Source organism: Agrobacterium sp. InxBP2 (genome assembly GCF_026191755.1).
Lineage (GTDB): Bacteria > Pseudomonadota > Alphaproteobacteria > Rhizobiales > Rhizobiaceae > Agrobacterium > Agrobacterium pusense.
In genome coordinates this window covers 1-26411 of record NZ_JAINDY010000018.1, presented here as the reverse complement: position 1 = coordinate 26411, position 26411 = coordinate 1, and the positions used below count along the sequence as shown (strand labels likewise).

Here is a 26411-nt window from a genome sequence, read left to right as displayed (position 1 = left end):
TTATTATGTCAAGAATCGGGAATGGAAAGATTTTCAGACCGGGAAGAGAAGGTTGCTGTCGCGGCCGAGGACGTTTTTGTGCGCTACGGCTTCGCGCGCACAACGATGGGCGACATAGCAAGAGCTGCAGGTATCTCCCGCCCCGCCCTTTATCTCCTGTTCCCGGACAAAGAGGCGATTTTTAGCCGCGTCATTGAGATGATGGACGCGAGATCCCTCGCAAAGATCCAGCAGGCGGTCGACCGGATTGAGTCTGTTGATGGGAAATTGTTGCATGCCTGTACCGTTTGGGGCCTCCACGGGGTGGAGCTGGCTTCAGCCCATCCTGACGCCGCAGACCTTTTTGATTTCCGGTTTCCGGCGGTTCGGGAGGTCTACGAGCGGTTTCAACAGTTTCTGGTTCGGATTTTGGAAGAGCACGTCCCGAACTGGACGCTCCCCGTTTCACGGGCTGAGTTTGCGGCGGCGCTCACCTATGGCCTTCGTGGCCTTCGCTACGCGGCGACGGACATCGATCACATGAAACGTCTCGTTGACGTTCATGTCACTATCTACGGAATGTCACTTAAACTCGACGACAGCGCCAACGGATGACAGATGCTTTGCAGTCCCTATCCAGCATAAGCCTGGTATTCGTTGAGAGATGCCAGCCGTGCAACGAGCGCTTCGGGATGACCGCACGAGCAAGAGATTATGGGGCGTGCGCCGGGTAGGAGCAACTCTTCCTTGGGAACAAACATCCTTGTCATATTCCTAGTGCTCATCATCGCGAACGGGACACCGTTTCATTAGCTTTTTAATCGTCCGCCGGTCTCCGCCGAAACGATCCAGCACCTCCACCGCCTGAGGCAGGCTGACCGAGTATTCCTGTTGAAGTTCCTCGACGGTGTACGGCTTTACTTTATCGTCCGGCATAGCGCCCTCCTTCTGATGCCCAAATGCAACCGCCTCGATTCGAGTTCCGAGCACCGGAACATCTGCGCGCCTGGAGGGTTCGCCTTGGGAAAGGAGACCATCATGAGAGATTTGAACCCGAATACCGTAGGCCGGCCGGACGACCCGAAAGCCACACGCGGCTCAACATGGCGGCCGAGAGCCAAGGACGAGGATATTATCACCAACAATGATGAAGGTGCGCCCCCTGTGCCCATCGGCCAGCCTGGCGACCGTGAGCAAGGCGGCGACAGCGACGGCCCGATGGATGGACAGTAGGTTGCATCAGGCCGGCTGAAGCAAGCGCTCATTTCCAACCCATTTAGATGGAGTGGCGTCTCCAGATACCCTTTCCCGCCGAGAAGGTCGGAGCCCGGCAACTGGGACGGATTGTGAAATATATCAAGGGCGACTGTTTCCGTCCGCCGGAAAGACCGTTTTAACGGTGAGTGGTCGGCAGAAGCAAGTTGAAAGGGTTCAGGGCCTTGTTGATGGGATCCGGCGCCGAAAGATCAAATCCCTTCAGTGGCAATCGCTTGAGATGCCGTCACTTATTGACCCGGTTTGGGGCCGATCGCTGGCGCTGCAAGTTCGCGGCGGCTAGATCAGCTGGGTCTTTACCGGCAATGTTGACGGTAGGCTGAGCGAAGGTGACGCCGTTCTCCTGAAATGATTTTCGAAGAGATGCGTATGCGGTACGTCGAATAAAGCTCTGCTGGCTGGTTGGCACGGTGGTCATCGCGAAGCTGACCACAATTCCGTACTCTGCAAAATCTTCGACACCCTTCAGTTTTAGCGGCTCGATGAAGAAGCGACCCAGTTCCGGGTCTGTGAGCAAAGTCTGGCCTATCGCCTTGCCAATCTTGCGAACTTTCTCGAGATCCGTGTCATACGGGACAGTCACGAGTATCTTGGTTTTGGACCAGTCACGGCTCATGTTTTCTACTGCACCTAGTTCGCCGAAAGGGACAGTGAAAATTGGACCCCTGTGATGTCTTAGCTTTACCGAGCGAAGGCTGAAACCTTCGACGGTTCCGCGGTAGTCCTTTGCCTGAATATACTCTCCGACCCGGAAAGCATCGTCAAACAGATAGAAAAAGCCGCTTATGATATCCCGCACCAACGCTTGTGAGCCAAAGCCGATTGCCACTCCAACGATGCCCGCTCCTGTTATCAGCGGACCTATGTCGACCCCGATCTGACCAAGGATTGTCAGGCTTGCAACGACAAGAATGGTGACCGCAAGCACATTACGTAGGATGGGAAGCAACGTCTGCAGCCGCGTGAAATGCTCTCCTTCCCAATCAGTCTCGAGCGCAGCCGAAGAAGGGTTTTGGCGGGTAAGCAGTCGCTCTATGGCGGCTTTCGACAGATGCCAGATGATGTCCGCGACCAGAAGGACAAGTGCGCTCCGTAAGACGCCAGCGAGAGCGTCCCGGACCAACGGGATCCCGTGACCGGGGAAGGTGACGTCAGTTTCCCAGACAAATGCTATCCAGGCGAGAGCCAATAAAAATACCGACGCCCTCGCACCGCGCACCAAAAGGATGGCTCGGTTACTAGTTTGAGGGATTTGAAGCGCTTTGGAAGCAAGGTCCCGGACGATTTGAGAAACTGCGCGAAGAACCGGCGGCAGGATGGCAGGATAGATGCTCAACCAGAACAGCGCCCGGGCATTCAGGCACCAGAGAATCCAAACGAAGGCAGCATAGAGCGATATCGCCGTCTTCATCCTGGCATCTCGACCGACCGAAACCCATGTCGTACCGATGATGACCGTCAATATCATGCAGGACGCCAGGGCCTCGATTGCCAGAGCGGTGTCGGGATCGAAATCGAGAACATGGCCCAACATCATCACGCTGGCGGTAAATAGCGACAGACACATTACCAACCTTAAATTTCGGCGAAAAGATAAAGGTGCGATCTTCTCCGCCAAAGCCGAGACAAATCGCCAGGCCACAAACAAGAGCAAGTAGCAGCCTGCAACAAGGCGTACCGACAGTGGCAAATCGACGAGGAAATAAAGTGGTGCGACGACCGCCGCAAAGACCAGCGATGGAAGATATTGTTCCGGGCCGTCCCAATGATGCAGGCGATTTCGCCGGATAAATCGCTCCGCAGTGGTGCCAGCGACAACCATAAGGACGAAAGCGGAAGAAACCGGCAGATAACCATTGTCGTTCAGGTCATCCAAAAGGTCCTGCATTGCCCGTTGTGTCTCATTCGGAATTCGCGCAGCGGCGGATAGAACTTCATGAATTCTGGCGCGCGTATGTTGTTCCCAATCCAGGATCCCGGCGGCTGTCGCCCCTTCAGTTGCCGGATCGGACCCGCGCCCAACAGTTGCCGGCAATTTCTCCAATGTCGGCAGTCGCTGCTGCGAATTTCGCCACTCGTCGCCGCTGTTGCTGGCCCCCAAAACGGGCAACACCGCGAAGATCGAGGCAAGCACACAGAGGAATAATGACAGCCATCTCATAACAAACCCATGCGCCTGCAAAGGTTACAGGCGCCAATTGTTCGGTTGGGAAATGATGCATGGCTTCACGTCAGCGCACATCTGGACGAGCGTTGATATCTGTTACCGAAAAATTGAGGCGACCTCACCAACGCGCTAGCCTTTGCAGCCTGTAGGGCTAGTTTCATACCCCGGGGCGAGCGCCAGTTTTTGGCGCCCCACAGCCACCAAAGCGATAGCAAGTCTCAACTTCCGGATAGGTTATTTGGGTCCAGTGTGAGGTCGATCTTAAGCGTGCACTTCTCTAGGTTCGCAATCGCTTCCTATGAACTGCGCCATATCAGCTGATCTGGAGGATAATATGCTACATGCTGAACACAGTCTGTCTGGAAAGTCGCATGCACCGTTTTGCGTCAGTTTAAAGCCCGACATGCCCCCTATTCAAGAACCCTTGGCAACAGTCGTTCACGACCTCGGTAATCTTATCCAGGTTGCGACGTCTGCCATAAATGTCCTGTCACGCAATCCCTTGGTCTCTGCCGACGTCCGGGCTTTAGATGTCATTCGCAGCGCCCGAATGTCGCTGGACTGTGCTGGCGGACTCGTTCGCCAATCCCTCCGGGCCAAGAGTAATGGCTATACGCCCGTTGAAACCGTCAATGTTGAATCTTGTCTCCTCGATGTGAAAGACTCTCTGGCCATCTGGGAGCCGGAAACACACGTCGAAGTTCAGGCAGAGCCGAACTTGCCTCGCCTGGTTTGTAACGCCATCGGATTCAAAGCAGTCCTTCTGAATCTGATGGTCAACGCCCGCGAAGCGATGCCGGACGGTGGCACGATTTTGCTGGCTGCGCGGGTACTGGTACCTGACGGCGCACCGGCTGTTGAAATCGTGGTCGCCGATGACGGTCACGGCATGACGCGCGAAACTCTCGAAAACGCGTTCATACCCTTGTTCACGACAAGATCGTCAGGCGTTGGTGGTTACGGACTTTCCGCCGCAAAAAACTTCGTTCAGGCGGCCGGCGGCCACATAAAGGTGGAAAGTGAGCCCACCGTCGGCACGCGGGTGATCATTGTCCTCCCGGCCTACGGCATCTCCTGAACCGAGACCATTCCATCCATAACTGGCACTTGCCAAAGATAACGCGGACTATTATAGTCCGCGTTATGGCACATATAACGGTCGGCGTGGAATACGGATTGCATTGTCTGTTGTGGTTGATGGGGTCTCCGGACAAGCCTCTCAGCAGCCGGGATCTTGCCGATCTGCAGGGCATTTCTCCAAGTTTTCTGGCGAAGATATTTCCGAAACTTGAGCGAGCTGGCCTGGTCGTCGCATGGGAAGGAGCGAAAGGCGGATATCGCCTGGCCAAGCAGCCGGAAAATATCAGCGTACTCGAAGTGGTGGACGCCATCGAGGGCAGGAAACCTCTCTTCGACTGCCAGGAAATTCGTGGTCGCTGCGCAGCTTTTGGCGGAAAGCCCCCGCGTTGGGCAACAAAAGGCGTCTGTGCGGTCCACGCGGTGATGTTGCATGCCGAGAAGGCAATGCGGGAATCTCTGGCGAGCCAGTCACTGGCTGATATAGCCGGGGAATTTGGCCGCAAGGCCCCTGCGGAATTCTACGGAGATGTCGAAAAATGGATCGAAACCAGAACCATCTCCAAATCTCGTGTACGTTCAGCGGATGAATAGCCTGGCACCTGATCGAAGCAGGGCGCCATTGCATATGGCGCACTACATCTACGACAGGGGTTTCGGATTAAGTTTGTGGAGAAGGGTCATGAGCACTTTTTCAGTTCCTGATAAAAATAACACAGCCCTGGTCGCTTGCAGGAGGGCAAGGCGATGAAGGCGGCTGCTCTCATTGCCGACAGTCCGCTCGTGATTGTTGTTGACGACGATGCCGATGTTCGGCACTCGCTGCAGGAGCTTATCGAATCTGTCGGCCTCGACGTGGAATGCTTCGCATCGCCGCGCGATCTCCTGGAGGCAAGGCTTCCCGACAGGCCGGGCTGCCTTGTCCTGGATGTACGCATGCCGGGATCCAGCGGTCTTGATCTCCAGCACCAGCTTTGCGAGCAACGACGAACCAAACCGATTGTCTTTCTCACCGGATACGGTGACATTCCGATGTCAGTGCAGGCGATGAAAGCGGGGGCAGTCGACTTCCTCACTAAACCTGTGCGGGATCAGACCCTCCTTGACGCCGTCATTGAAGGAATAAAGCGGGACGTCGAGCAGCGGAAGCGTGCCGAGTACACCCATGAACATGCGTCCCGTTTCGCAACGCTCACGCCACGCGAGAGGCAGATTCTCCACGAAGTCGCACTTGGTCGCCTCAACAAGCAAATTGCCTTCGACCTTGGTATCAGCGAGGCGACGGTCAAGCTGCACCGCAGCAACGTCATGCGGAAGATGCAGACGATCTCCGTCGGGGAACTGATCCGCGTCTGGGATGCGTTACCAGCGTCGCTGCGAGATGCCACACCGATGTCGCTATCGTCCTGATTGGGGTTTGCAGGCCGTGTCCGATTGAAGAGCGCGGCAGACGACAGATTCTCCAATCATGCGGTTCGCTCCTCCTGCTTCGAGGTCGGGGATCGACACAGCCAATACCCGTGAACATTCTGCCATGCGGACACGCCTGCATGATAGGCGGTGGTTGCCTTGTTTGGTTGTTGCACCTCCAGTCTTTCGGCGGACCGAACCTCGCCTTTGGTCTATGTGACCTCGTCCTAGGCTCGATATTCCCGAGGGCGGCAATCGCGCAATCTCATGTCAACGGAAACGCCTGACGGAGAACACTTGTGCGAGGCGCACTCAAAATTCTGGTTATTGCGGCCGCGGTCGGCGTCTTACCTGACGCTGCCGTCTTCGCTATGTCACCTTCCCCCAAGCCGACGATCGTCCTCGTTCACGGCGCCTTTGCAGAATCGGCGAGCTGGAACCGGGTAATCGACAAGCTGAGAAGAGACGGATACAAGGCTGTCGCCGTTGCCAATCCCCTGCGAGGCGTGGCCAATGACGGTGCGGCAGTCGCCAGTTATCTCCACTCGGTGCCGGGACCCGTAGTGCTTGTCGGCCACTCCTATGGAGGTCCGGTTATCACCGAGGCTGCAAATGATAGTCCCAACGTCAAGGCTCTCGTTTATGTTGCGGCTTTCGCACCAGATACTGGCGAGTCGAGCACCAGCCTGTCTTCGAAATTCCCTGGCAGTACGCTATCGAAAACGCTGAACGCGGTAGAACTGCAGGACCGAGGCCAGGACCTCTATATTCGGCCAGATATGTTCCGCGAGCAATTCGCGGCGGACGTTCCGGAAAAAACCGCCATCCAGATGGCGTTCACGCAGCGGCCCATTTCGAAAGCCGCCTTTGCAGAACTGACGAAAAGACCATCCTGGAAGGTGTTGCCTTCCTACTCAATTTTCGGTTCGCACGATCTCTGCATTCCACCGGCCGTCATGAGTTTCATGGCGAAACGCGCTCAGGCGCGCAAAACGGTCATCCTCAAAGGAGCATCTCACGCCCTGATCGTCTCTAGGCCGAAAGAGGTCGCCACCATCATCGAGGAAGCTGCGCGTGAGAGCGCAGCTGATCTGGCCGCCCGTGCCGCCGAATGAACACCGTATCAATCAACTGAAACAAGGAGAACTGACATGAAAATCGTCGTCATCGGGGGTACCGGGTTGATCGGCTCAAAAACGGTCGCAAGGCTGAAAATGCAGGGGCACGACGTTCTTGCTGCCTCGCCAAATTCCGGTGTGAACACCGTTACAGGCGAGGGGCTGGATGATGCTCTCGCGGGGGCAGAGGTTGTCATCGATCTGGCGAACTCTCCTTCATTCGAGGAAAAGGCGGCCATGGACTTTTTCGAAGCGGCAGGGCGCAATCTCTTCGCGGCCGAAAAGAACGCCGGAGTGCGCCATCATGTTGCGCTGTCGGTCGTTGGCACGGACAGGATGCAGGCCATGGGCTACTTTCGCGCAAAGTTGACCCAGGAAGAACACATCCGCAAGTCCGGCATCCCTTACACGATTGTCCATGCCACCCAGTTCTTCGAGTTTGTCGGTGCGATCGCGCAATCGGCAACTGAAGGCTCGATCGTCCGCTCACCGACGGGAGCATTCCAGCCCATCGCGGCCGATAATGTTGCCGACGCCGTGGCGAAAGTTGCGGTCGGCAAACCTTTGAATGGAACGATCGAAATCGCCGGTCCGGACCGAGCTCCCATGAACGAGTTCATCAGTCGGTTCCTGAAGGCAACCAACGATCCGCGCACCGTCATGCCCGATCCGAAAGCACGCTACTTCGAAGTCAGCATTGATGACCGGACGCTGGTTCCCGACGCAGGCGCACATCTGGGCGCTATCGGCTTTGACGAATGGCTGAAGGCCTATTCGGCGCAGCAGAAATAAGCGGCTCTCACTCAACCCGGTGCTGTCTGGCGTGGAATTGGCCAGGCAGCCCTCTTCGACAAGGAGAATTATGATGATGAAATTACTCTTCTGCGGCGCCGCCTGCGCCATGTCGCTCGTCACATCCGTCGCGGCACATGAGGCCGAAGGCGAGAACGTGAAGATCGTGTACGATCAACCACTTCCGAACGTTCCCGGAAAAAGCCTGCGGGGCGTGCTCGTCGAATATGCACCGGGCGGCCACTCTCCTGCGCACACGCATCCGGCCTCGGCATTCATTTACGCGACCGTCCTGGAAGGCGCCATCACCAGCCAGGTCAACGGCGGTCCGGTCACTGTCTACCGTGCTGGCGAAAACTTTTCCGAATACCCCGGAGATCATCACGCGGTGAGCGAAAACGCAAGTAAAACCGAGCGCGCGCGTCTGCTTGCCGTGTTCGTGGTCGACACGTCAGAAACCAATCTTACAAATTACGAGAAGTAAGGCCGCTGGCATTTCGTCAACGGCTGTTCGGCGGGGCCTGCCTGAACAGCTGTAGAGGCTCACCATTGGCCATGATCCATCAGGTCACGGCCAGTACACCGGAGTGGCGCCGCCGCAGCGCCACTCCGGTTCGTATGCCGCAATAAAGGGCAGGTCCGACAATTGACCCTTGATGGCAGGAGAACGCGATGCGCATCGAAAAGCTTTACCCCATGGTCTCCGCTCGTTTGATGATTGTCAATCTGACGGATACGGTGGCGCGCGCGGCGGCGACACTCTCAAAACCTGGCGTTGGGCTCGCGGTCGTCTGCTCTGATGACGGCGTGGCAAGAGGCGTCCTCAGCAAGTCCGATCTTATTCGACATATCGCCCATCGCTCCGGACCGGGTTCGGTTGAGGGGTTGATGAGCCCGAAGATCGTTGGTTGTCGCCCGACGGATGATTTGCAAACAGCGTGGCAGGTGATGGTCGATAATCGCCTCCAGAACATGCCCGTTCTTGGAGATCAGGCAAAACCACTGGGCGTTCTCGACATACGGGATGCCCTGAAGGTGCTCTACGAACAGGAGCAACTGCAGGAACACATGATGGAGAACTACATCGCCGGGTTTGGCTACTAACAGCCTCTCAATGGGCATACAAGCAGTCAAAGCACCAGTCAGTTCCTGTCTGAGGACATCTACATGATGCAAGATTTCTCTGCCGATCTGGCGACCGATCCAATTGCCTGGCTGGTCTTTCTCGGAATAACGGGAATGATCGTTTGGAAGCTCATCGGTCCGGTAAGATCCAATCTCCGGCTTGTCGTCCAGATTGCTTTCTTCCTCGCCATGACGGCCGTCATCGTCTTTGGACAAGTGCCGCTTGGCCAGTCGAGCGGCGCGCCTACAGATGACGACCGAACGCTCGTCGTGATCCTTGGGCAGATGTTATGGTGGTTGCACCTCGCGTGGGCTGTGATCGGCTTTGTACGTATTTATCTTGTCCTCGAAGGCAGACCGCGAGAAGCGCGCCTCCTTCAAGACATTGTGGTCGGTGGCGTGTACTTGTGCGTCGCGCTCTCGGCTCTTGCATTCGTTTTCCGGCTGCCGGTCGGGACTTTGATTGCGACCTCGGGCGTGATCGCAATAGCGCTGGGCCTGGCCCTCCAAAACACGCTGGGTGATGTCTTCTCCGGTATCGCCCTGACGCTTGGCCGGACCTTCACGCTTGGAGACTGGATACGCCTCAATGATGGCGTGGAGGGGCGTGTGGTCGCCAGCACGTGGCGCTCGACGCAGATACTGACGATAGCCAACAACGTCGTGGTCCTACCCAATAGCGCATTGGCCAAGCTGGGGCTCACCAATGTCAGCCGACCGGAAGAAACGCACTTGCTGCAGCTGACCATCAGATTGAAGTCAACGACGACACCGTCGGCAATTGAAGAGGTTATCACCACCGCCCTTGAAGGCTGCAACCTGATCATCAGGAATCCCGGCCCAGTGGTTGCTCTCAAAGGGATCGACGCCAATGCGATCGATGCCGATCTTTATGCACGGGTGAAGGACCCCATGCATATGATAGGAGCGAGAAACGAAATTATTGACTTGCTTCACCGCCACTGCAAAGCCGCCAACCTGCAATTTGCTCCGTCGGCATCGTCACTTCTTCTTGCGGAGCAGTCCACGACGCCTGATTCCTCGCATTATCGCGAAAGAAGGCTGGTCGAAATCCTGCGCCAGAACAGCATTTTTGAAAACCTGGATGAGGCTGCGAAGGAGCAATTTGCCGATGCAGCCACATTGCGGGCCTACCCGGAGGGCGCCACAATAGCACCAGACGACTCTCAAGTCTCGTCTGTCATCGTCATCGACTCCGGCGTTGTCGCAGTGATGCAGGATGGATTGGAGCAAAGGCGCCTCTCACCCGGCGATCTCTATGGCGGGGCGGATTTTTCGTCTCAATTTTGGAAGAACAGCTCCCTGAAGGCGGTGTCCGCCGTGAAAATCTGGGAGATCGGCCACGAACCTCTCTCAAACCTGCTCAGAAACCAGCCCGAACTTGCCAGGGAGCTTTCGATAAAGCTGTCGCTGCATGAAGAGAACGCCCGTCATGCTATTAATCCCAGTGTTAGAAACGACCATACCTCGCACGCACTTTTAAGGTCGATCCGGACAATCTTCACTAACTAATAAAACCTAGCCTTCAGACGAGGTTCGCCGCCTGATTTTTCCAGTTATTATCGGGCGTCAGGTGTTGAACGCACGTCCGGTCCTGGGTTCGGACGGAGATGTTCGGGCGAAACGGAGCGTTGGTCTTGAATATCGGTAGGCACTTATTTGATGCAGCGGGCCTTCGCGGGCTGAGCGACCGGTTGCAGTCTGTTCCGGTTCGACCGCCCGACGCGCGTTATCTTGGATTTTTCTTTCTTTCCTATCTTGCTGGTTGTGGCTTAGCCCACCTGCTTGCAACCGTACAGGGCACGGGAATTTCAGTCTGGCCGCCGGGAGGCCTTTTTATTGTAACCCTTCTCTTCACGCGCAAGTTCACCTGGTTATGGTGGATCGCAACCGGATTGGGCGCTGAAATGACAGCGAACATTCTTTGGTTTCGCAGCCCGTCCTCCGCAGCCCTGCTGATATATTTCGGCAATGCGCTGACGGCGGTGGCCGGAGCACTGGTTGTCAAGCGCGTTCTCGGACCTGCCCCCCGGTTTGATACGTTGAAAGGCGTCCTGGCCCTGCTCTTCCTCGGCGGGGGATTGGCGCCGGTTATCAGTGCAACGGTCGGGAGTTTCGCCCTTGCCCGGCTTGGCATCCCGCCGCAATCCTTCGCTACCGCGTGGGCGTTCCGGTGGCTCGGCAATGCGACAGGCGTGCTTACGGCCGCGCCGCTCGTGATAGCGGTATTCCAGAGCTGGCAGGGGGACGGCGTCATCTCGACCCGACGTTTTTGTGAGGCGGGCGCGCTTGGACTGGTCCTGTTCGGCCTGACAGCATTTCTCGTGAAGGGTTATCTGCCATTCGCCTTCGTCATTGCGCCGTTGTTACTGTGGGCAGCGCTGCGATTTGCGTTGCAGGGTGCGGCGATGGCCGTTGCTGCACTTGTTGCGCTCGCTGCCCTGTCTGCGGCGCCGGCAGCCGATCCGGCCTCTGCCAGTGGTTTTGCAGAAGAGCATCGACAGTTCGTCTTGCAGCTGTTTCTGGCAGTTTCTTCTTTTTCGACTGTCGTGGTTGCAGTCGTTTCAATGCAGCAAAAACGCGCTTCGCGTACACTCGAGGAAAGTCTTAATGCACTAAGGAGCAGGGAGCGGGATTTTTCACAGCTGGTTGATCTGGTGCCGAGTTACCTGTGGCGGCTCAGTGCGCGAGGTGACCCCGTATTTTTCAGCAAAAGAGTTGTCGATTTCCTTGGCGTGCAGGTTGGTGATTACGAAACCGCAGAGAAAAAGGGCCTGGCGGCCTTTATCGACGCTCTGGTTCATCAAGACGACAAGGACTCGTTTGCGGGTGCGTTGCAACACTCGATTGAAACGGGCGAGCCGTTCTCACTTAAGTACCGTCTGCGCGGGGCCGACGGCAATTACCGTTGGGTCCTGGGGCGAGCCGAACCCCTACGCGACGACGACGGCGAGATTATCCAGTGGTATGGGCTTTCGCAGGATATCGAAGATCAGGTCCGGTCGGAGGCGGCTCTCCATCAAAGCAAACAGCAGCTGGAGCAAATGCTCGAAGCGGTGCCATTCAACGTATTGAGCTTCTCCCCGACCGGACAAATGACCTATGCCAGTCAGAGATACCTGAACCAGGCGGGGATGCCATCTTCTCACGTTAAGGACTTTGACGCCCTTGCTCTGGAGGTCGTCCATCCCGAGGACTTCCTCGTGATGTTTGACAGGGCCAAGCATGGGTTTGCAACGGGCGAGCCCTTCACAAACCGATTTCGCCGGATTCTCAGGGATGGATCCTACCGCTGGATCGAGGCTCGCGCACAGCCGTTGAAGGACAAAGAGGGGACGGTCCTTCAATGGTATATCGCGTCGATCGACATTGAAGAGGAGATGAAGGCCCAGGAGGCGCTGCGCGAGCGTGAACGCTTCTTGTGGCAACTGGTGGAAACGTTACCGGCGATGATAGACTGCGCGGCGCCGAACGGAGAGCCGCTCTACCGCAGCCAGCAACTCAGGGAGTTCCTGGGATATAATCTGGATGCGCTGGATGGCAGCGGAAAATCCCGTCTGGACGGAACGCTTGACGCAGGTGTGCATCCGGACGATGTGGCAGGGGTTAAACAACAGTATCACCAATGTCTGTCGACAGGCGAGCCCTATGCCCGTCGGCATCGGTTGCGCCGCCACGATGGTGAGTATCGCTGGGTAGAAACCCGCGCCGCTCCGATGCGGACCGAGACGGGAGAAATTGTTCAGTGGAATGTCATCTGTCTCGATATCGACGGAGAGGTTCGCGCCCAGGAAAACCTTCGCATGGCGCAGGACAGTCTGGCGCGTGCCAGCCAGGCGGCCAGTCTCGCTGAACTCTCTGCATCCATAGCACATGAGGTTAACCAGCCACTTGCGGCCGTAATGAATTACTCAAATGCGTGCCAGCGCTGGATGACGATGAACCCTCCGAACATCGACCGGGCAAAAAAAGCGGTTGATCGAATTATTCACAGCGCTAACGCGGCCGCCGACGTCGTCAGCCGTATTCGTGCCCTGTTTAAGCAGGACAGAAACACGCGCGACTGCACTTCTCTCGACGAAATCGTGTTCGAGATGCGCGATCTTGTTTCGTTCGAAGCCGCACGACGGGGTATTCGCATCGAGCTTGATCTCGAGATCGGTTTGACGCTCAAGCCCTTCGACCGCGTCCAGATACAGCAGGTCGTCATGAACCTCGTCCGCAACGCGATGGACGCAATGGCGCCCGTCTCGACGAGGAAAACTGTGACGGTCAAGGTCTACGGAACGGGTGACGAGGTGCGGGTTTCCGTCATCGATCGGGGCCGGGGCGTTCAGTTTCCGGCCAAAATCTTCGAACCCTTTTTCACAACAAAAGATCAGGGAATGGGTATGGGCCTTTCAATCTCCCGCTCGATTGTGGAAGCGCATGGCGGCCAGCTATGGGCTGAAAGAAATGAACCGCACGGCGCGAACTTCATTTTCAGCTTGCCTGCTGCACAGATCGACCTCGGTTAGTCGTGGCGGTAAGGCGTGCAAGCGAACGTTACCCGGGCAAGGGACGTTGGCTAAAAGATCGAAAGATAGCGAATACGGGAGTGCCGCGGTCTATGGAGGAGAGAATGAACCCAGGCGCGGCAGTGATTGCAGTCGTCGACGATGATCCCCAGGTCCTGGAATCCCTTCAGGAACTGCTCGAATCCGCTGAGTTCATCCCAAGAACCTTTTCGTCGGGCGCAGCGCTTTTGGCCGAAGGAATGGCAGACATAGACGTCCTGATAACCGACATCGGGCTGCAAGACATGGACGGTTTTGAGTTGCAGGCCTGTGTGGAGGGCAACCACCCTCATATTCCGGTATTCCTGATCAGCGGGCGACACGAGAAACTCTATCGGAAATCATTCGGGCCCGAGAGGCCTGTTCTGCGAAAGCCGTTCGACGGAAATGCGTTGCTGGAGGCAATCCGGCAAGCTCTTGCGAAACGGGACCGCAGTTCGATCCGTTCATAGATGGCATGGCCTGCAATTAAGCGCGGTGTCCTACGCGGATCGCGCGGTGCAATACGCAAAAGGCTAGGCTGACCTCATAGACCGTCCAGTCGACCGCCCCCTGACAGCCTCATAAACTGGGCGCGCAGTCTCGTGTCCATACGTTTCCTGTTCCGAAACAGGGGTTCCGGCCACAACAGCTGACTGCCGCAAAATTCCGCTTATTCCAACCAAACAGGAGACAAGCATGAACGCAAGTACCGCTTTACGCGCGAAAGTTGGGACAGAAGAACTGGTTCCGTCGCGCTATGCCGTTCAAATCGGTGAAATTGAAGTCCTGGTCATCAGCGATGGCGTTCTTCCGCTTCCGACGAAGATGCTCGGTCACAATGCCGACGCTTCCGAGCGCGCCGCCTGGCTGGACGAGATGTTTCTGCCACCAGACGCTTTCGACTGGTCGCTGAACGTCGTCCTTGTTCGTCACGGTGAGCAAACAATACTGATCGATGCAGGTCTTGGGCTCGACCCCGATCTTAACCTGCCAAGAGCAGGACAGGTGATCAGACGGCTCGAAGCGGCGGGAGTGGACCTTCGATCCGTCACCGACGTCGTTATCACGCATATGCATATGGATCATGTCGGCGGCCTTCTCGTCGAAGGTGTTAAAGAACGGCTCCGGCCGGACCTGCGCATCCATCTCGCTGCTGCTGAACTCAGCTTCTGGGAAAATCCCGATTTCACGCACGTGAACATGCCCCAGGGTTTCCCTGACGCGCTCCGTGCGACAGCGAAGAAGTTCGCCTCGGAGTATCGGGGTTTCATCCAGACTTTCGTCGACGAATATGAGGTCGCGCCAGGCGTCGTAATTCACCGCACAGGCGGACACACGCCGGGACACAGTGTGGTGCGTGTTTCGTCGGGAGGTGACCGGTTGACCTTTGCGGGTGACGCGATTTTCGCCGTCGGCTTTGATCATCCCGACTGGTACAACGGTTTCGAGCACGATCCGGAGGAGGCTGCGCGCGTTCGGCTCAAACTCCTGAGGGAGTTAGCCGACAGTGGCGAGCAGCTGGTCGCCACGCATCTTCCTTTTCCTTCGGTCGGACGAGTGGCGACAGACGGCGACGCGTTCCGCTGGGTCCCGGTTTTCTGGGATTACTGACCAAATAAACCGGAACGAGAGGGCCGCATGCGATCGACCTGGGCGCCGTCGCGTGCGGCCTTTTGCTGTTCAGTCAGTCGCTCAGCCACCGAGCGGTGTCACTGACCGACCGACGGGCCGCGGGAGCGGGAAGTTGCTTCCGCTGCCGCCATCCGGCGCGCGCCTTTCGCCGCCGGTGAACTCACTTCTATTTTAATGGGAAACAGAGACATGCAGCATCTGAGTGGCAAAGTCGTTGTAATAACCGGCGGTAATAGCGGGATCGGCAGGGCGACCGCTCAACTCTTCGCGGAGGAAGGCGCCGAGGTGATTATCACGGGACGGCGAGCGGACGTGGTAGAACAGGCAGTTGATGAAATCGGCCACGGTGCGGTGGGCTTCGTCGCTGACAGCGCTGATCTCGACCATCACAGGAGACTTGCCGACTTCGTCGCCGGAAAATTTGGCCGGTTGGATGTCTACATGGCCAACGCCGGTATCATCAATCTGACGACGTCAGCTGACGTGACGCCGGAGGACTATGACCGGCATTTTGCCATCAACACGCGAGGGGTGTTTTTCGGAGTACAGGCCATGTCGCCATTGATACGGGACGGTGGAAGCATCATCGTGACCAGCTCCCTTGCCGCGACCAAGGTGCTGCCCGATCACACGGTCTATGCCGGCTCCAAGGCGGCTGTCGCAGCATTTGCCAGGAACTGGGCAATCGAGCTGAAACCGAGGAGGATCCGGGTCAATATCCTGAGCCCTGGGCCCGTGGAGACAGCAATCCTGGAAAAGTTGGGCGTTCCCGAAACCCTGCTCCCAGCGTTCGAGGAGCAGATGGCGTCTCTTATTCCTGCCGGTCGCATGGGGCAACCGGAAGAACTTGCGCGTGCGGCCCTTTTTCTTGCCTCGGACGCGGGGAGCTTCGTCAACGGCATCGAACTTCACGTTGACGGAGGCATGACGCTCGTATGAGCCGGACTGGCTCAAAGAACTGCATTTCGCCATTCGCTCGGCGTTAGTCCCGTGTGACGTTTAAATGCGACGCTGAATGCGGTCAGCGTCGCATAGCCCAGTTGTCCCGCAACGTCTGTTATCAGCACGCGCGGGTCCCGAAGCATTCCCATCGCTTGCTCCAGCCGCCTCTCCCGCAGCCACTCATGCGGGCTCACCCCCGTACTTTTCTTGAATGCCCGGCAAAAATGGAACCGCGACAGGTTCGCTTCGGCGGCGAGCGCCCCGAGTGAGAAGTCGAGTTCGTCGTCCGACGCCAGCCGTTCCAGGACTGTTCGTAACACGTGCGGAGCAAGGCCGCCCGAGGCTCTCCCCGGATCTTCGGCCGCATGATCGGGACCCTTTAGAAGATGAACCGCGATCAGTGACGTGATCTGCTGGCGATAAAGCGCCTCCAGGAAGGAGGGATTGTCCGGCGCTCCCAGCGATTTTTCCAGGAGCGCCGCCAGGAACGCGTCGGGTCGGGCCGTGATCTCGATCAGCTGGCGAGTAGATCCCGGACACTCCTGCGCGATATGATCGAGCAGTTGGGGTGCCATATAGAGCTGGACGATATCCATCGGACCATGGATGTCCCAACGGGAACTGGAGCCAGCGGGTATGACGGTGATGGTGCCTCTACGCCCCATGGCGGAGCGGTGGTCTCTCCCGGAGACGCGTTCGAGGCGTTGCATCGCGCCGAGATAGGTCATTACGACATGGTCGGACATCGGCTTTACGACATCGTGAAACGGTTGATGTTTCCAGCGGGCTAAACGGGTCTCGAAAGGGTCATGAATATTAAGGGATTCAATCGGCGGGGTTCGCAGCACTCGCTCCATTTCCTTGTCCGCTGGAACTCCCGACACAGATTGGCCGGCGAAACTGCTCGTCGCCTCGCCAGTCTCTGATTGACGGAAATTTGTCCTTAGGCGAACCACGTGTGCGTCCTTCTATCGGCTCCATGTCGAGAACGAGAAAGAACGATACGGGACAGCGCGCCGATGAGGTATCATCCAACAGCCTAGGTTCATCTCGGCGATCGTGGAGCGAGGCTATCCGGATACGAAGAGAGCTTCCCCCATTGCACGAGGTGTCCCATGTCCAATGGTGTCAGAATTGGCGTTTGCTATATGAACGACGATATCCCTGTGAGATGACTGTCTGGCGCGGGGAGGCGGTGTCAGATCGCGCACCGCCTCCCGACAGTTCAGCTTTTGACAAAAGCGAGGAGGTCCGTGTTAATCAGTTGCGAGTGCGTTGTGCACATGCCGTGGGGGAGACCTTCGTAAACCCTCAGGGTAGAGCGCTTCAGCAATTTCGCGGACAGCGGAGCGGAGTTGGCGAGAGGAACGATCTGGTCGTCGCCTCCATGCATAACAATTGTCGGGACACTGATTGTTTTCAGATCCTGCGTGAAGTCGGTTTCCGAAAATGCCTTGATGCCGAGGTAGTGCGCATTCGCGGCGCCCATCATCCCCTGCCGCCACCAGTTTTGGATGATAGCATCAACGGGTTTAACGCCGTCTCTGTTGAATCCATAAAACGGGCCACTCGACAGATCAAAGTAGAACTGGGACCGATTGGCGGCAAGCTGGGCACGAAGGTCGTCAAAAGCCTCTATCGGAAGGCCTCCGGGGTTATTGTTCGTCTTGACCATTATCGGCGGTACAGCACCGATGAGAGCCAACTTCGCCACCCGACCCTGAGGCTGCCCATGTCTGGCGACGTAATGGGCGGCTTCGCCGCCGCCAGTGGAGTGACCGATGTGGATCGCGTTGCGAAGATCGAGATGCATTGCGAGCGCGGCGACGTCCGCAGCGTAATGGTCCATGTCGTGGCCGGCGCCGGTTTGGCTCGATCGTCCGTGGCCACGCCGGTCATGTGCAATCACACGATATCCCTTACCGAGGAAGAACAGCATCTGCGCATCCCAATCGTCAGCGGAAAGCGGCCACCCGTGGTGGAAGACCAGCGGCTGACCGTCCCTGGGACCCCAGTCCTTATAAAAAATCTCGACGCCATCGGCTGTGGTCACATAATTCATTTGACGATTTCTGCCTTCGATTGCGGCGGCTGCAACGTCAACTGTCTTTGCAATTGCCCGGGCCGGCGCGGTTGCAACCAGCGGCGCGGACAGGCCCAGCAGCAGCAAGTTACGACGAAAAGGTACCGGAGGCGCAACAAGAGCGTCGTGGCAGGGTGTTCGAGTGGTGCGAAGGGTGTCATGCATGGCCATCTCCATTTTGTGAGGCTGTTTACGGAGACGTTTTTAGGCGAAATAAGAAGGTTGCGACCTTGCCGGATTGCTGTGTGTGTTGCTTGATTGCGGAATTTGCAGCGAAAACACTCCAGCATCCGATCGCCTACGGCCCTCGCTGCCCAGGTTTCGTTCCACGGCTGTAAGGGAACTTGGCAAAATTGCCCAAGATTCGGGTAGGGACCGGTTGACGACTCGGCTTTTGACGAATTGGTGGACCTTCACCATCAGTCAAGGCGGGATGCCGCGTGGCGCGGTATGAATGACAATCTTTAGGCAAAGGAACAGGGCAGGTTTCCTGCCTGACGTTCGGCTAAAACGCGTATAGGCATTCATACGGGTCGCTCGCATGTGCACTACAGCAAGAGCTGGAATCAGAACTCACCGGCGACGCCTTAGCGGGCCGATGGCTCTTAACTTGCTTCTTGTAGATATCCCGCGGGGTGTGAAAGCAGGCGCGCGCTCACAAGCGGTCGGCCGTGCATTCAAAAAAAACGCCGCCCTGCGATGCGGCAGGACGGCAGGGAATCGTTATGACAGCTGTTGATCAGTAGTCCCAGGGTGCCGGCACCCAACGATACAGCTTTTCAGAAGGTGCGACCCGTCCCAGGGATGGAAATGGCAAGTGTGTCGACACAAGCCAGGAACCCGTTCCGGCCAGTTCCGCCATAAGCCGAAGGCGGACATTTGTAGCCTCCTCGGGGTCATGCTCAAATCCATTATGCCATTCAGGATGGTCAAAGGAGACAGGGAACAATGCGTCTCCTCCAAACATTAGTTTTTCGCCATTCGAGGAGATACGCACCACGCTGTGGCCCGGAGTGTGGCCGCCGGTTTTCGTGGCCACGACACCAGGCGCGATCATTGTCTCGTGTTCGAAGGTCATCAGGTTATCTGCGTAGACCGAAAGAAATTCTCTTGAGGCACTGCGCGCAAGCTCCGCAAGATCCGGCGGCATCGCAGTGCGCGAAAAGTCAGGGTTCGTCCAAAACGCGGCTTCCGCCGCGGACAGATGAACGCGAACGTCTCGTGCAAGGCGATCCCTCACACCTTGTACGAGAAGGCCGCCAACGTGATCGAAGTGCATGTGCGTCAGCACCACATCGGTCACCGATGCCAGATCGACGCCCGCCGCTTCAAGTCGCGCAACAAACTGGCCTGCCCGAGGAAAGCTGGGGTACTCTTCGCCTAAACCGCTATCGATGAGTATTGTCTGATCGCCGCTGCGGACGACAACGGCGTTCAAGGCCCAGTCGAAAGCGTCGTGATCGAGAAACCGCTCATCAAGCCAGGCATTACGGGTTTTTGGGTCCGCGTTCGTGGCCATGGACTCTGCAGGCGGCGTCAGAATGCCGTCGCTTATGATGATCACCTCGATGTCGCCAACGTTAACAACATACCGGGACGGGACTATCTCGTCTCGCGCGGTCCTAAGGTTCTTGTTGAGTTTGGAATTCATTCTTTGCTCCGGTAACGGGAAGATAAATGGAAGGCTTGCGTCGCGTTCTGGACTCTGCAAGCCGCCGTCATTTTAGTCTTCCCCAAAGGAGCGTGTGAGCTCGACATGGGTATCGTTGCCTACCACCAAAGCGCTACTCGGTTTCAAGCTTGGTGATGCTGTCCGGCATTTTTCAAGGAGAAAAACCGTGGTTACTGTGCTTCTGACGTCCCCTGTTTACAGCCAGCGGGAGGGGATCGGCCTTTGGTGCCCACGCAAATTGCAGTTCAGTAGAATGCGATGCCGGCCCGTCGGCCTGCGTTGGAAGTTATCGCGTCCGCGCACTTAGGGCATTCGTCCGCCAACCCGCCGTATCACAACCTCTCGCGGCGGATGGTCTGGTTTGTCACGGGCCTCCCCGCCAGAGACATGTCGGGCCGCCGCCGACAGCTATTGAGGACATTGAAAACCGCATACACCGCGGCACTCTGTGCGCGACTGCCCGTTCCTGCTGCTGAACCACAGGTCGACATCAGACGGCTACCACGGGTCTGAAGGCGGAAGAACGCAGGTTGCGGGTCCGGCAGAAACGTCGCTGGTGCGCTGGCACTGCGGATTGTCCTTGGCACTAACTGGCGCTGATGGTTTTCGCGCCAGCAGTTTTGTCAGATGAGGCCCTCTGCAGCCATAGCTGCACCAACGTTGGGACGCCTCTTTAGCATGTCCCGATACTCGACGAGATGCGTCTCCACATCGAGCGAATAACGTTCTGCCCACAACAGCATCACAAACAGATAGAAGTCCGCGACAGTGGGATTGTCTCCAAAAAGAAACTCGCCTTTGAAGTTCCGCGACAGGAAACCGAACTTCGGTCGCAACGATGCCTCGGCACGCTCAACCTCCTCGGCACCTCGATGAGACCAGAGGGATTCGAAGCCCTGATGCAACTCCGATGAGATGAATGCGAGGGTCTCGAGCAGCCGTGTTCTTCCAAGCGGTCCGCCAACGCCCAGGCTTGGATACATTGCGGCGACCCAGTCGAGAATTGCGACATTCTCGCTGATAACGTCTCCGCTGTCCAAGACCAGCGCTGGTACGTACCCTTTCGCGTTGATCTGCCTGAAGTTTTCACCAGACGACGTCATTTTGGTTTGAAGATCAACGCGCTCGATCTGGAAATCGGCACCCGCTTCTCGGAGAGCTATATGGTCTGAAAGGCTGCATGCCCCGGGATAGTAGTATAGTTTCAAGCGAACACTCCTCTTCGATATTGAAAGGAGCGACTCTCAAACTGGTTTGGCCGCTCCTGCACCTCGGAGACTATTGTGCCCGCCACGGTCTGGTAATTAGCCCGAAGGTTAGAGTGATGTAGTCCTGGTGTATGGACGACAGGGCAGGGAGATGGTTACGCTGCGCAGTGCGTGCTTTCCGCGATCGTCTACGGCAAACCAAGCGGGCTAGATCCCGGTGGGGCAAGACGCTTAAAGGGACTCGCTTCATCCCGCCGATCGCGCCGGCATTCTGACGTGAACCTTTTCCTCGGACGATAAGGAAGGCTTGTTGTTTCGCGATGAATGATGCCGCTGACACGCGCACAGGGAAGATCAGAACGGCACTGCAGGGAATATTGCTGCGGCGACGACGAAAACCAATGGCTCCCGAAGCGATCATGCGGTGCTTCAGTCACGACACCCCGAAAGTCAAGACCAACCGGGCGGTTCGGCCCGTCATAGAAAAATATCGACACGACCATCTCCCGGTTTGTCGATACACTACCTTTGCAGCGCAATTTTTAACGTCTCGGGTCCGAGGGCATTTTCGAGGGCTTTCACCCCGTTCTTGGGTAACCTCAGAAGTCCGTTGACCATGCCCTCTTTCCAGGCATCTCCCCAATCCCACGCTTCCTCCCATGCATCGGCCAGTTCGTCATTATGGCGCGTCTCAACCAAGGCTTGGAAGAGCAAAGCGGCCTGTGAGAGGTCTTTGTCTGCCTTCAGGCGTCCAAGAGCGTCCGATCGCCTTCGAGACGATATGATCAGCTTGTGGACAGCGTACCTCTCCGGGGCTGGGACAAGTACGTTCACGCCTTCGCGGAAGAGAAGCACCGTGCGGACGGGCTCGTAGATCAGGTAATCAAGGAATCGCAGGTTTTCCGCCGAAGCGCCACCGAGTGCAGGCATAGGCGACGGCTTACCTGTGTATTCCTCCGATCCCCGATTTCCAGTCAGGAACTCAACGCGGTAGCCCCTGGCATTCTGGAAGCCTACGATTTTGGCCCGGTCCGCCTGGTGCGGCACTGCTCGAAAATCGGGATCGACTGACTGAAGAACCTCCAGGATTGGCGGCAGGCTGTCTTTTACCTCGGCCGAAATGGCGAAGTCCTGCGCGAAATCAGCGTCGCCTGTCTGCATAACCGCCGATGGCAGGCGAACGCCGAGCATCCCGGCATAGGTGCTGAATGCCACCGACCCGATAAGAACAGCGCGCAACCGGAACAATCCAGCATCGGCCAAGGCCCGCGTGACAGCGCCCGCAAACGGGTCTGGTCCGGGCAGGCCGGAACGACGCAGAGTGCTGACCATGCGTCTGCGCTCCCGAATGTTGTCCTTGATCTCCTTGTGGGCCTTCACCCGTGCTGTAATCGCCTCGTCGGAGTGCGGGCCGACATATCTTCGTTTGTCCTTGCCTTCAGGAGTCGGGAGATCGAAATACCAGTAGTCGCGATCTTTGACGGTTACAGTCACGAACCATCCCTCTAAGGGAAAGTCCGCCACAAATTGGGCGTCGAGCGTTCGTTGGGTCAACTCCGCAAACATTGTGCGGTAGCTGATATCAATCTCTCTCAGCATTATTTCCTCTCGTGCCCGGAAATGCAGTTATAAGGATTTGCCAAAAACTTATAACGACATGGACGCGTGTCAAGGTTATAAGTGTTTGCCAGAAACTTATAACGCCGGCGCTACCCTCAAGGCGAACAGTCGTACACTTCTCCAGCAACATTGCGCGGTTTGATCAGAGAGGAGACAATGCCAGTCCGGCTTAGAAGCGCGAACTCCTTGCCGCCGGGGTGCGGCTTTGGCGCGGTCGTATTTGCAAAGTCGCGAACATCGGCTGTCGATGAGGAAAGATGGCGACAACGGGAGTGGCCCCGTGGACGCCGATGGAACCAGCCTTTCGCTCCGGTACGCTGATCAGACCATCAGCCACCTACACCATAGTCTGGTATCGCACTCCCGCTCAGCGGGGCATAACCTCTTCATCGATGAGCAACGGCTGGCCCAATGAGCGATCGATTGCATCGCGCAGCTTTGCATTGAACCCGGATCCCCGTCGCAGCGCGTTGAAGGACGAGAAAAGCGTTCTCAACACTGGGATACTCTCATTGGTATGATAATGGAGAGCGAGCATGAGCGGATGCAACCACAATGTCACAGTCCGGTCCGTCACTCCGAGGACGCTCGGTTGCGAGGAGTGCCTCAAGGAGAACATGGAGTGGTTCCACTTGCGGATCTGCCGACAATGCGGCCACGTCGGCTGCTGTGATCAATCGGTCGGCAAGCACGCGACGTTGCACTTTCACGAGACCGGCCATCCCATCATAGAAGGTTACGATCCTCCTGAAGGTTGGGGCTGGTGCTATATCGATGAGGTATTCGTGGACCTGCCCGACCAGACGCCCCAACGCGGCCCGATTCCCCGCTACTACTGAGATTGGAAAAGGTATGACCGCCGCAGGCTCACGTGAACACCAGATGTTTCCTGCACTCGATCCGCAACAGATTGCGACGGCAAGACGTTTCGCTGATGACGAACCGCGGTACTTTCTGCCCGGCGAGATGATTTTCAATGTCGGCGAGAGGCACGCACCCGCCTGGCTGGTGCTCGAAGGATCGATTGAGGTTTTGCGCCAGGACGGCCTGTCATCCAGCGTTCCCGTGACCCGACATACGACGGGTCAATTTTCCGGAGAGGTCAGCCAGCTGTCGGGCAGGCCATCCCTGGCGAGTGGGCGTGCCGGTGCGGAGGGATGCATGGCCGTTTCATTCGACGCCCCGCATCTTAGAGCTCTGATCATCGGCACCGCCGACATCGGAGAGATCGTGATGCGCGCGTTTATACTTCGGCGCGTCGCCCTTGTAGATCAGGGCGGTGCCGGTTCTGTACTGGTAGGTCAACCGGGCAGTGCTGACCTTATCCGCCTTCAAGGCTTTCTGGCGCGAAGCGGATATCCGTATGTTGCGCTTGACGCTGACGCCGACGGACAAGGCCGCGATCTTGTCCATCGACTGGGTATCTTGAGAGAAGAACTGCCCCTGATGGTGTGCCCCGGCGGAGCCATTCTGAAGAATCCGACAGACAACGAGGCCGCAGTTTGTCTGGGCGTCGCACAGGAGATTGTTTCCGGTGCCGTCTATGACGTTGCGATCATCGGCGCCGGCCCGGCCGGCCTGGCGGCCGCCGTCTACGCGGCCTCCGAAGGTTTGAGTGTCCTGGCGATTGACGAACGATCCGCAGGCGGCCAGGCGGGAGCGTCCGCACGGATCGAAAACTACCTTGGCTTCCCTGCGGGGATTTCCGGGCAAGATCTTGCGGCGCGTGCCTTCAACCAGGCGATAAAATTCGGGGTCGAGGTTGCTTTGCCCATCCCCGTTATTGACCTGCGGGTTGTTCAATCATCATGGGGAACCGGTTCGATATTGCGGCTGGGTCTCGATGGCGAACGGAGCGTCGATGCGCGAACCGTGGTGATCGCGTGCGGGGCGCGTTATCGCCGCCCGCAGTTGGCAAATCTCGCCGAATTCGAAGGGTCCGGTGTCTCCTATTGGGCGTCTCCTATCGAGGCAAAACTATGCGAAGGTGAAGAGGTCGTACTCGTCGGAGGGGGGAACTCGGCGGGGCAGGCGATTGTCTTCCTTGCTCCCAAGGTCCGGCAGCTCCATGTTGTTGTCCGAAGACCCCTCAAGGATACGATGTCCAGCTATCTTATTGACCGTATCGGGGCGCTGTCCAATGTCGAAATCCATGTCGACAGCGAGATTGTTGCCCTTGAGGGAGACCGCTCGACTGGTCTGAGCGGGGCCGTGATGCGACACCGTCAATCCGGTGGTGAACGAACCTTCAAGGTCCGGCACCTTTTCCTGTTCATTGGCGCTGATCCGAACACGTCATGGTTACGCTCCGATGTCGACGTCGACGACAAGGGATTCGTCCTGACGGGCAGGGCTTCTTCTGTACGCACATCCGTTCTTCCACTCGAGACGAGTGTTCAAAATGTGTTTGCGATCGGTGATGTGAGGGCAGGGTCGACCAAGCGCGTCGCCGCCGCTGTGGGCGAGGGTGCCGCTGTAGTCTCCCAGATTCATGAGTGTCTTGGCCGGCAGCCCGGTTGAATAACCCGGATCGATCCGTCCGGCACACTTAAGACTAAAGACTGAAAGACGTCAGAGGGTTGCTTCTCGTTTCCTCCCTTGTCGTTGATCAGTCGGCCGCCGTGACAACACGCTTGCATCGCACGGTGTCCTCTCCGTTCATATTCAAGAGGTTCTCAATTCTGCGCGCGGACAAAACCTGTCTTTCGCTTCGCCCGGTATGTCCGTGGACTAAGGGAAACTTCGGTCATTTCCGATCGTGGTGGTGCAATCGGCCACTTTCTATGGAGTCTCCAAGCTTGATAAAGGATATCGTGCTCCCGCAAACGGAGACGAAGAGACTTGGCATCTGCCTGTTCCCCGGGGCCATCGGCGGAGGTAGGAGCATTACCCTACACTCCGCCGCCGTATTATTTCAAAATATGAAATAAAGTCGACACTATTCAATCAATTGTTGATGGGCGGCTCTCACGTCAATATCGCGTCTGTCAGACGAACACAGCGTCGCCTGAAGTTTTCAAAATGAGATCGCAGGACGCGAGATGACCACGAATATCACATCTATCACACGCCGGAACGTGTTGCTGACCGCAGGTACGGCCGTTGCCGTTACAGCGATGTATCCCGTTTTCGGCTTCGCAGCCAAGAGTGATTCCGCCACTACCGCCACCGAAGGAACCAAGACCATGAGTACTGTAACAACCAGGGACGGCACCGAGATTTTCTACAAGGACTGGGGCCCGAAGGATGCCCAGCCGATCGTTTTCCACCATGGCTGGCCGCTCTCGTCCGATGACTGGGATACGCAGATGCTGTTCTTCGTCTCCAAGGGGTTTCGTGTTGTCGCCCATGACCGCCGTGGTCACGGCCGTTCCGCCCAGGTTGCGGATGGTCACGACATGGACCACTACGCCGCCGACGCCTTTGCCGTCGTTGAAGCGCTCGATCTGAAGAATGCCGTGCATATCGGCCATTCCACCGGCGGCGGCGAAGTTGCCCGTTACGTCGCCAAGCATGGCGAGCCCGCCGGCCGTGTTGCCAAGGCCGTTCTCGTTTCCGCCGTACCGCCGATCATGGTCAAGACCGAGGCCAATCCGGAAGGCCTTCCGATCGAGGTTTTTGACGGCTTCCGCTCAGCCCTTGCCGCAAACCGTGCGCAGTTCTTCCGCGACGTGCCGGCCGGCCCGTTCTATGGCTTCAACCGCGATGGCGCGACTGTGCATGAAGGCGTGATCCAGAACTGGTGGCGTCAG

Annotated in this window: 24 protein-coding genes; 17 read left to right on the top strand and 7 right to left on the bottom strand. The window is 57.2% G+C overall.

From position 1 onward, the window contains the following. The first annotated feature begins 21 nt into the window (after positions 1–21). A complete protein-coding gene (locus K7A42_RS01710) occupies positions 22–594 on the top strand; it encodes a TetR/AcrR family transcriptional regulator (RefSeq protein ID WP_112766893.1) in 573 nt (190 codons plus the stop codon). A gap of 159 nt (positions 595–753) precedes the next feature. Here the strand turns inward: K7A42_RS01710 and K7A42_RS01705 are convergent, their stop codons facing one another. After that, positions 754–915, bottom strand: coding sequence for a hypothetical protein (locus K7A42_RS01705; protein WP_282454701.1), 162 nt, complete (start codon positions 913–915; stop codon positions 754–756). Positions 916–1017: 102 nt separating this feature from the next. Between K7A42_RS01705 and K7A42_RS01700 the strand changes: the two genes are divergently transcribed. Further along, positions 1018–1212 (top strand): hypothetical protein, encoded by a 195-nt coding sequence (locus tag K7A42_RS01700; protein ID WP_082055493.1) that lies wholly within the window; start codon positions 1018–1020, stop codon positions 1210–1212. Between the two features lie 268 nt (positions 1213–1480). Here the strand turns inward: K7A42_RS01700 and K7A42_RS01695 are convergent, their stop codons facing one another. Then, complete coding sequence (locus K7A42_RS01695; RefSeq protein ID WP_112766896.1) at positions 1481–3415, bottom strand: mechanosensitive ion channel family protein; 1935 nt, start codon at positions 3413–3415, stop codon at positions 1481–1483. Between the two features lie 340 nt (positions 3416–3755). Between K7A42_RS01695 and K7A42_RS01690 the strand changes: the two genes are divergently transcribed. The 12 genes from K7A42_RS01690 (at position 3756) to K7A42_RS01635 (ending at position 16073) form a co-directional block, all read left to right on the top strand. Beyond that, the gene (locus K7A42_RS01690; protein ID WP_034499496.1) at positions 3756–4499 is read left to right on the top strand and encodes a sensor histidine kinase; all 744 of its coding nucleotides are present in this window, start codon (positions 3756–3758) and stop codon (positions 4497–4499) included. Positions 4500–4564: 65 nt separating this feature from the next. Continuing rightward, a complete protein-coding gene (locus K7A42_RS01685; RefSeq protein ID WP_282454700.1) occupies positions 4565–5092 on the top strand; it encodes an RrF2 family transcriptional regulator in 528 nt (175 codons plus the stop codon). Between the two features lie 153 nt (positions 5093–5245). Further along, a complete protein-coding gene (locus K7A42_RS01680; RefSeq protein WP_282454699.1) occupies positions 5246–5908 on the top strand; it encodes a response regulator transcription factor in 663 nt (220 codons plus the stop codon). A gap of 371 nt (positions 5909–6279) precedes the next feature. Further along, entirely contained in the window at positions 6280–7023 is a 744-nt protein-coding gene (locus K7A42_RS01675) for an alpha/beta fold hydrolase (protein WP_282454769.1), read from the top strand. 36 nt (positions 7024–7059) lie between these two features. Beyond that, the gene (locus K7A42_RS01670; RefSeq protein WP_034499503.1) at positions 7060–7818 is read left to right on the top strand and encodes an SDR family oxidoreductase; all 759 of its coding nucleotides are present in this window, start codon (positions 7060–7062) and stop codon (positions 7816–7818) included. 73 nt (positions 7819–7891) lie between these two features. Beyond that, positions 7892–8302: a cupin domain-containing protein gene (locus K7A42_RS01665; RefSeq protein ID WP_034499505.1), complete on the top strand. Its 411-nt coding sequence runs from the start codon at positions 7892–7894 to the stop codon at positions 8300–8302. 188 nt (positions 8303–8490) lie between these two features. Next, positions 8491–8922, top strand: a complete 432-nt coding sequence (locus K7A42_RS01660; protein WP_282454698.1) for a CBS domain-containing protein — start codon at positions 8491–8493, stop codon at positions 8920–8922. Positions 8923–8985: 63 nt separating this feature from the next. Continuing rightward, a complete protein-coding gene (locus K7A42_RS01655) occupies positions 8986–10476 on the top strand; it encodes a mechanosensitive ion channel family protein (RefSeq protein ID WP_282454697.1) in 1491 nt (496 codons plus the stop codon). A gap of 125 nt (positions 10477–10601) precedes the next feature. Beyond that, positions 10602–13481: a PAS domain-containing protein gene (locus K7A42_RS01650; RefSeq protein WP_416220889.1), complete on the top strand. Its 2880-nt coding sequence runs from the start codon at positions 10602–10604 to the stop codon at positions 13479–13481. Positions 13482–13585: 104 nt separating this feature from the next. Continuing rightward, positions 13586–13972, top strand: coding sequence for a response regulator (locus K7A42_RS01645; RefSeq protein WP_034499510.1), 387 nt, complete (start codon positions 13586–13588; stop codon positions 13970–13972). Between the two features lie 226 nt (positions 13973–14198). Continuing rightward, positions 14199–15113 carry an MBL fold metallo-hydrolase gene (locus tag K7A42_RS01640; protein ID WP_034499512.1) on the top strand — a complete coding sequence of 305 codons (915 nt, stop codon included), beginning with the start codon at positions 14199–14201 and terminating at the stop codon, positions 15111–15113. A 210-nt stretch (positions 15114–15323) separates the two neighbouring features. Then, complete coding sequence (locus K7A42_RS01635; protein WP_108082009.1) at positions 15324–16073, top strand: SDR family NAD(P)-dependent oxidoreductase; 750 nt, start codon at positions 15324–15326, stop codon at positions 16071–16073. Between the two features lie 11 nt (positions 16074–16084). Here K7A42_RS01635 and K7A42_RS01630 read toward each other — a convergent pair whose 3' ends face one another. The 5 genes from K7A42_RS01630 to K7A42_RS01610 form a co-directional block, all read right to left on the bottom strand. Next, positions 16085–16933: a helix-turn-helix transcriptional regulator gene (locus tag K7A42_RS01630; RefSeq protein WP_112766898.1), complete on the bottom strand. Its 849-nt coding sequence runs from the start codon at positions 16931–16933 to the stop codon at positions 16085–16087. Positions 16934–17301: 368 nt separating this feature from the next. Further along, positions 17302–18138, bottom strand: a complete 837-nt coding sequence (locus K7A42_RS01625) for an alpha/beta fold hydrolase (protein WP_112766899.1) — start codon at positions 18136–18138, stop codon at positions 17302–17304. Positions 18139–18898: 760 nt separating this feature from the next. Beyond that, entirely contained in the window at positions 18899–19810 is a 912-nt protein-coding gene (locus tag K7A42_RS01620; protein ID WP_034499518.1) for an MBL fold metallo-hydrolase, read from the bottom strand. A 644-nt stretch (positions 19811–20454) separates the two neighbouring features. After that, a complete protein-coding gene (locus K7A42_RS01615) occupies positions 20455–21039 on the bottom strand; it encodes a glutathione S-transferase C-terminal domain-containing protein (protein WP_108082005.1) in 585 nt (194 codons plus the stop codon). Positions 21040–21561: 522 nt separating this feature from the next. Then, positions 21562–22638, bottom strand: a complete 1077-nt coding sequence (locus K7A42_RS01610) for a GSU2403 family nucleotidyltransferase fold protein (protein ID WP_108082004.1) — start codon at positions 22636–22638, stop codon at positions 21562–21564. 557 nt (positions 22639–23195) lie between these two features. Between K7A42_RS01610 and K7A42_RS01605 the strand changes: the two genes are divergently transcribed. The 3 genes from K7A42_RS01605 to K7A42_RS01595 all read left to right on the top strand — a co-directional run. Continuing rightward, positions 23196–23498, top strand: a complete 303-nt coding sequence (locus K7A42_RS01605) for a UBP-type zinc finger domain-containing protein (protein ID WP_006699077.1) — start codon at positions 23196–23198, stop codon at positions 23496–23498. A 13-nt stretch (positions 23499–23511) separates the two neighbouring features. Next, positions 23512–25179 carry an FAD-dependent oxidoreductase gene (locus tag K7A42_RS01600; RefSeq protein ID WP_108082003.1) on the top strand — a complete coding sequence of 556 codons (1668 nt, stop codon included), beginning with the start codon at positions 23512–23514 and terminating at the stop codon, positions 25177–25179. A 665-nt stretch (positions 25180–25844) separates the two neighbouring features. Then, positions 25845–26411: alpha/beta hydrolase (locus K7A42_RS01595; RefSeq protein ID WP_322784211.1), on the top strand; the 567-nt coding region annotated here is incomplete at its 3' end.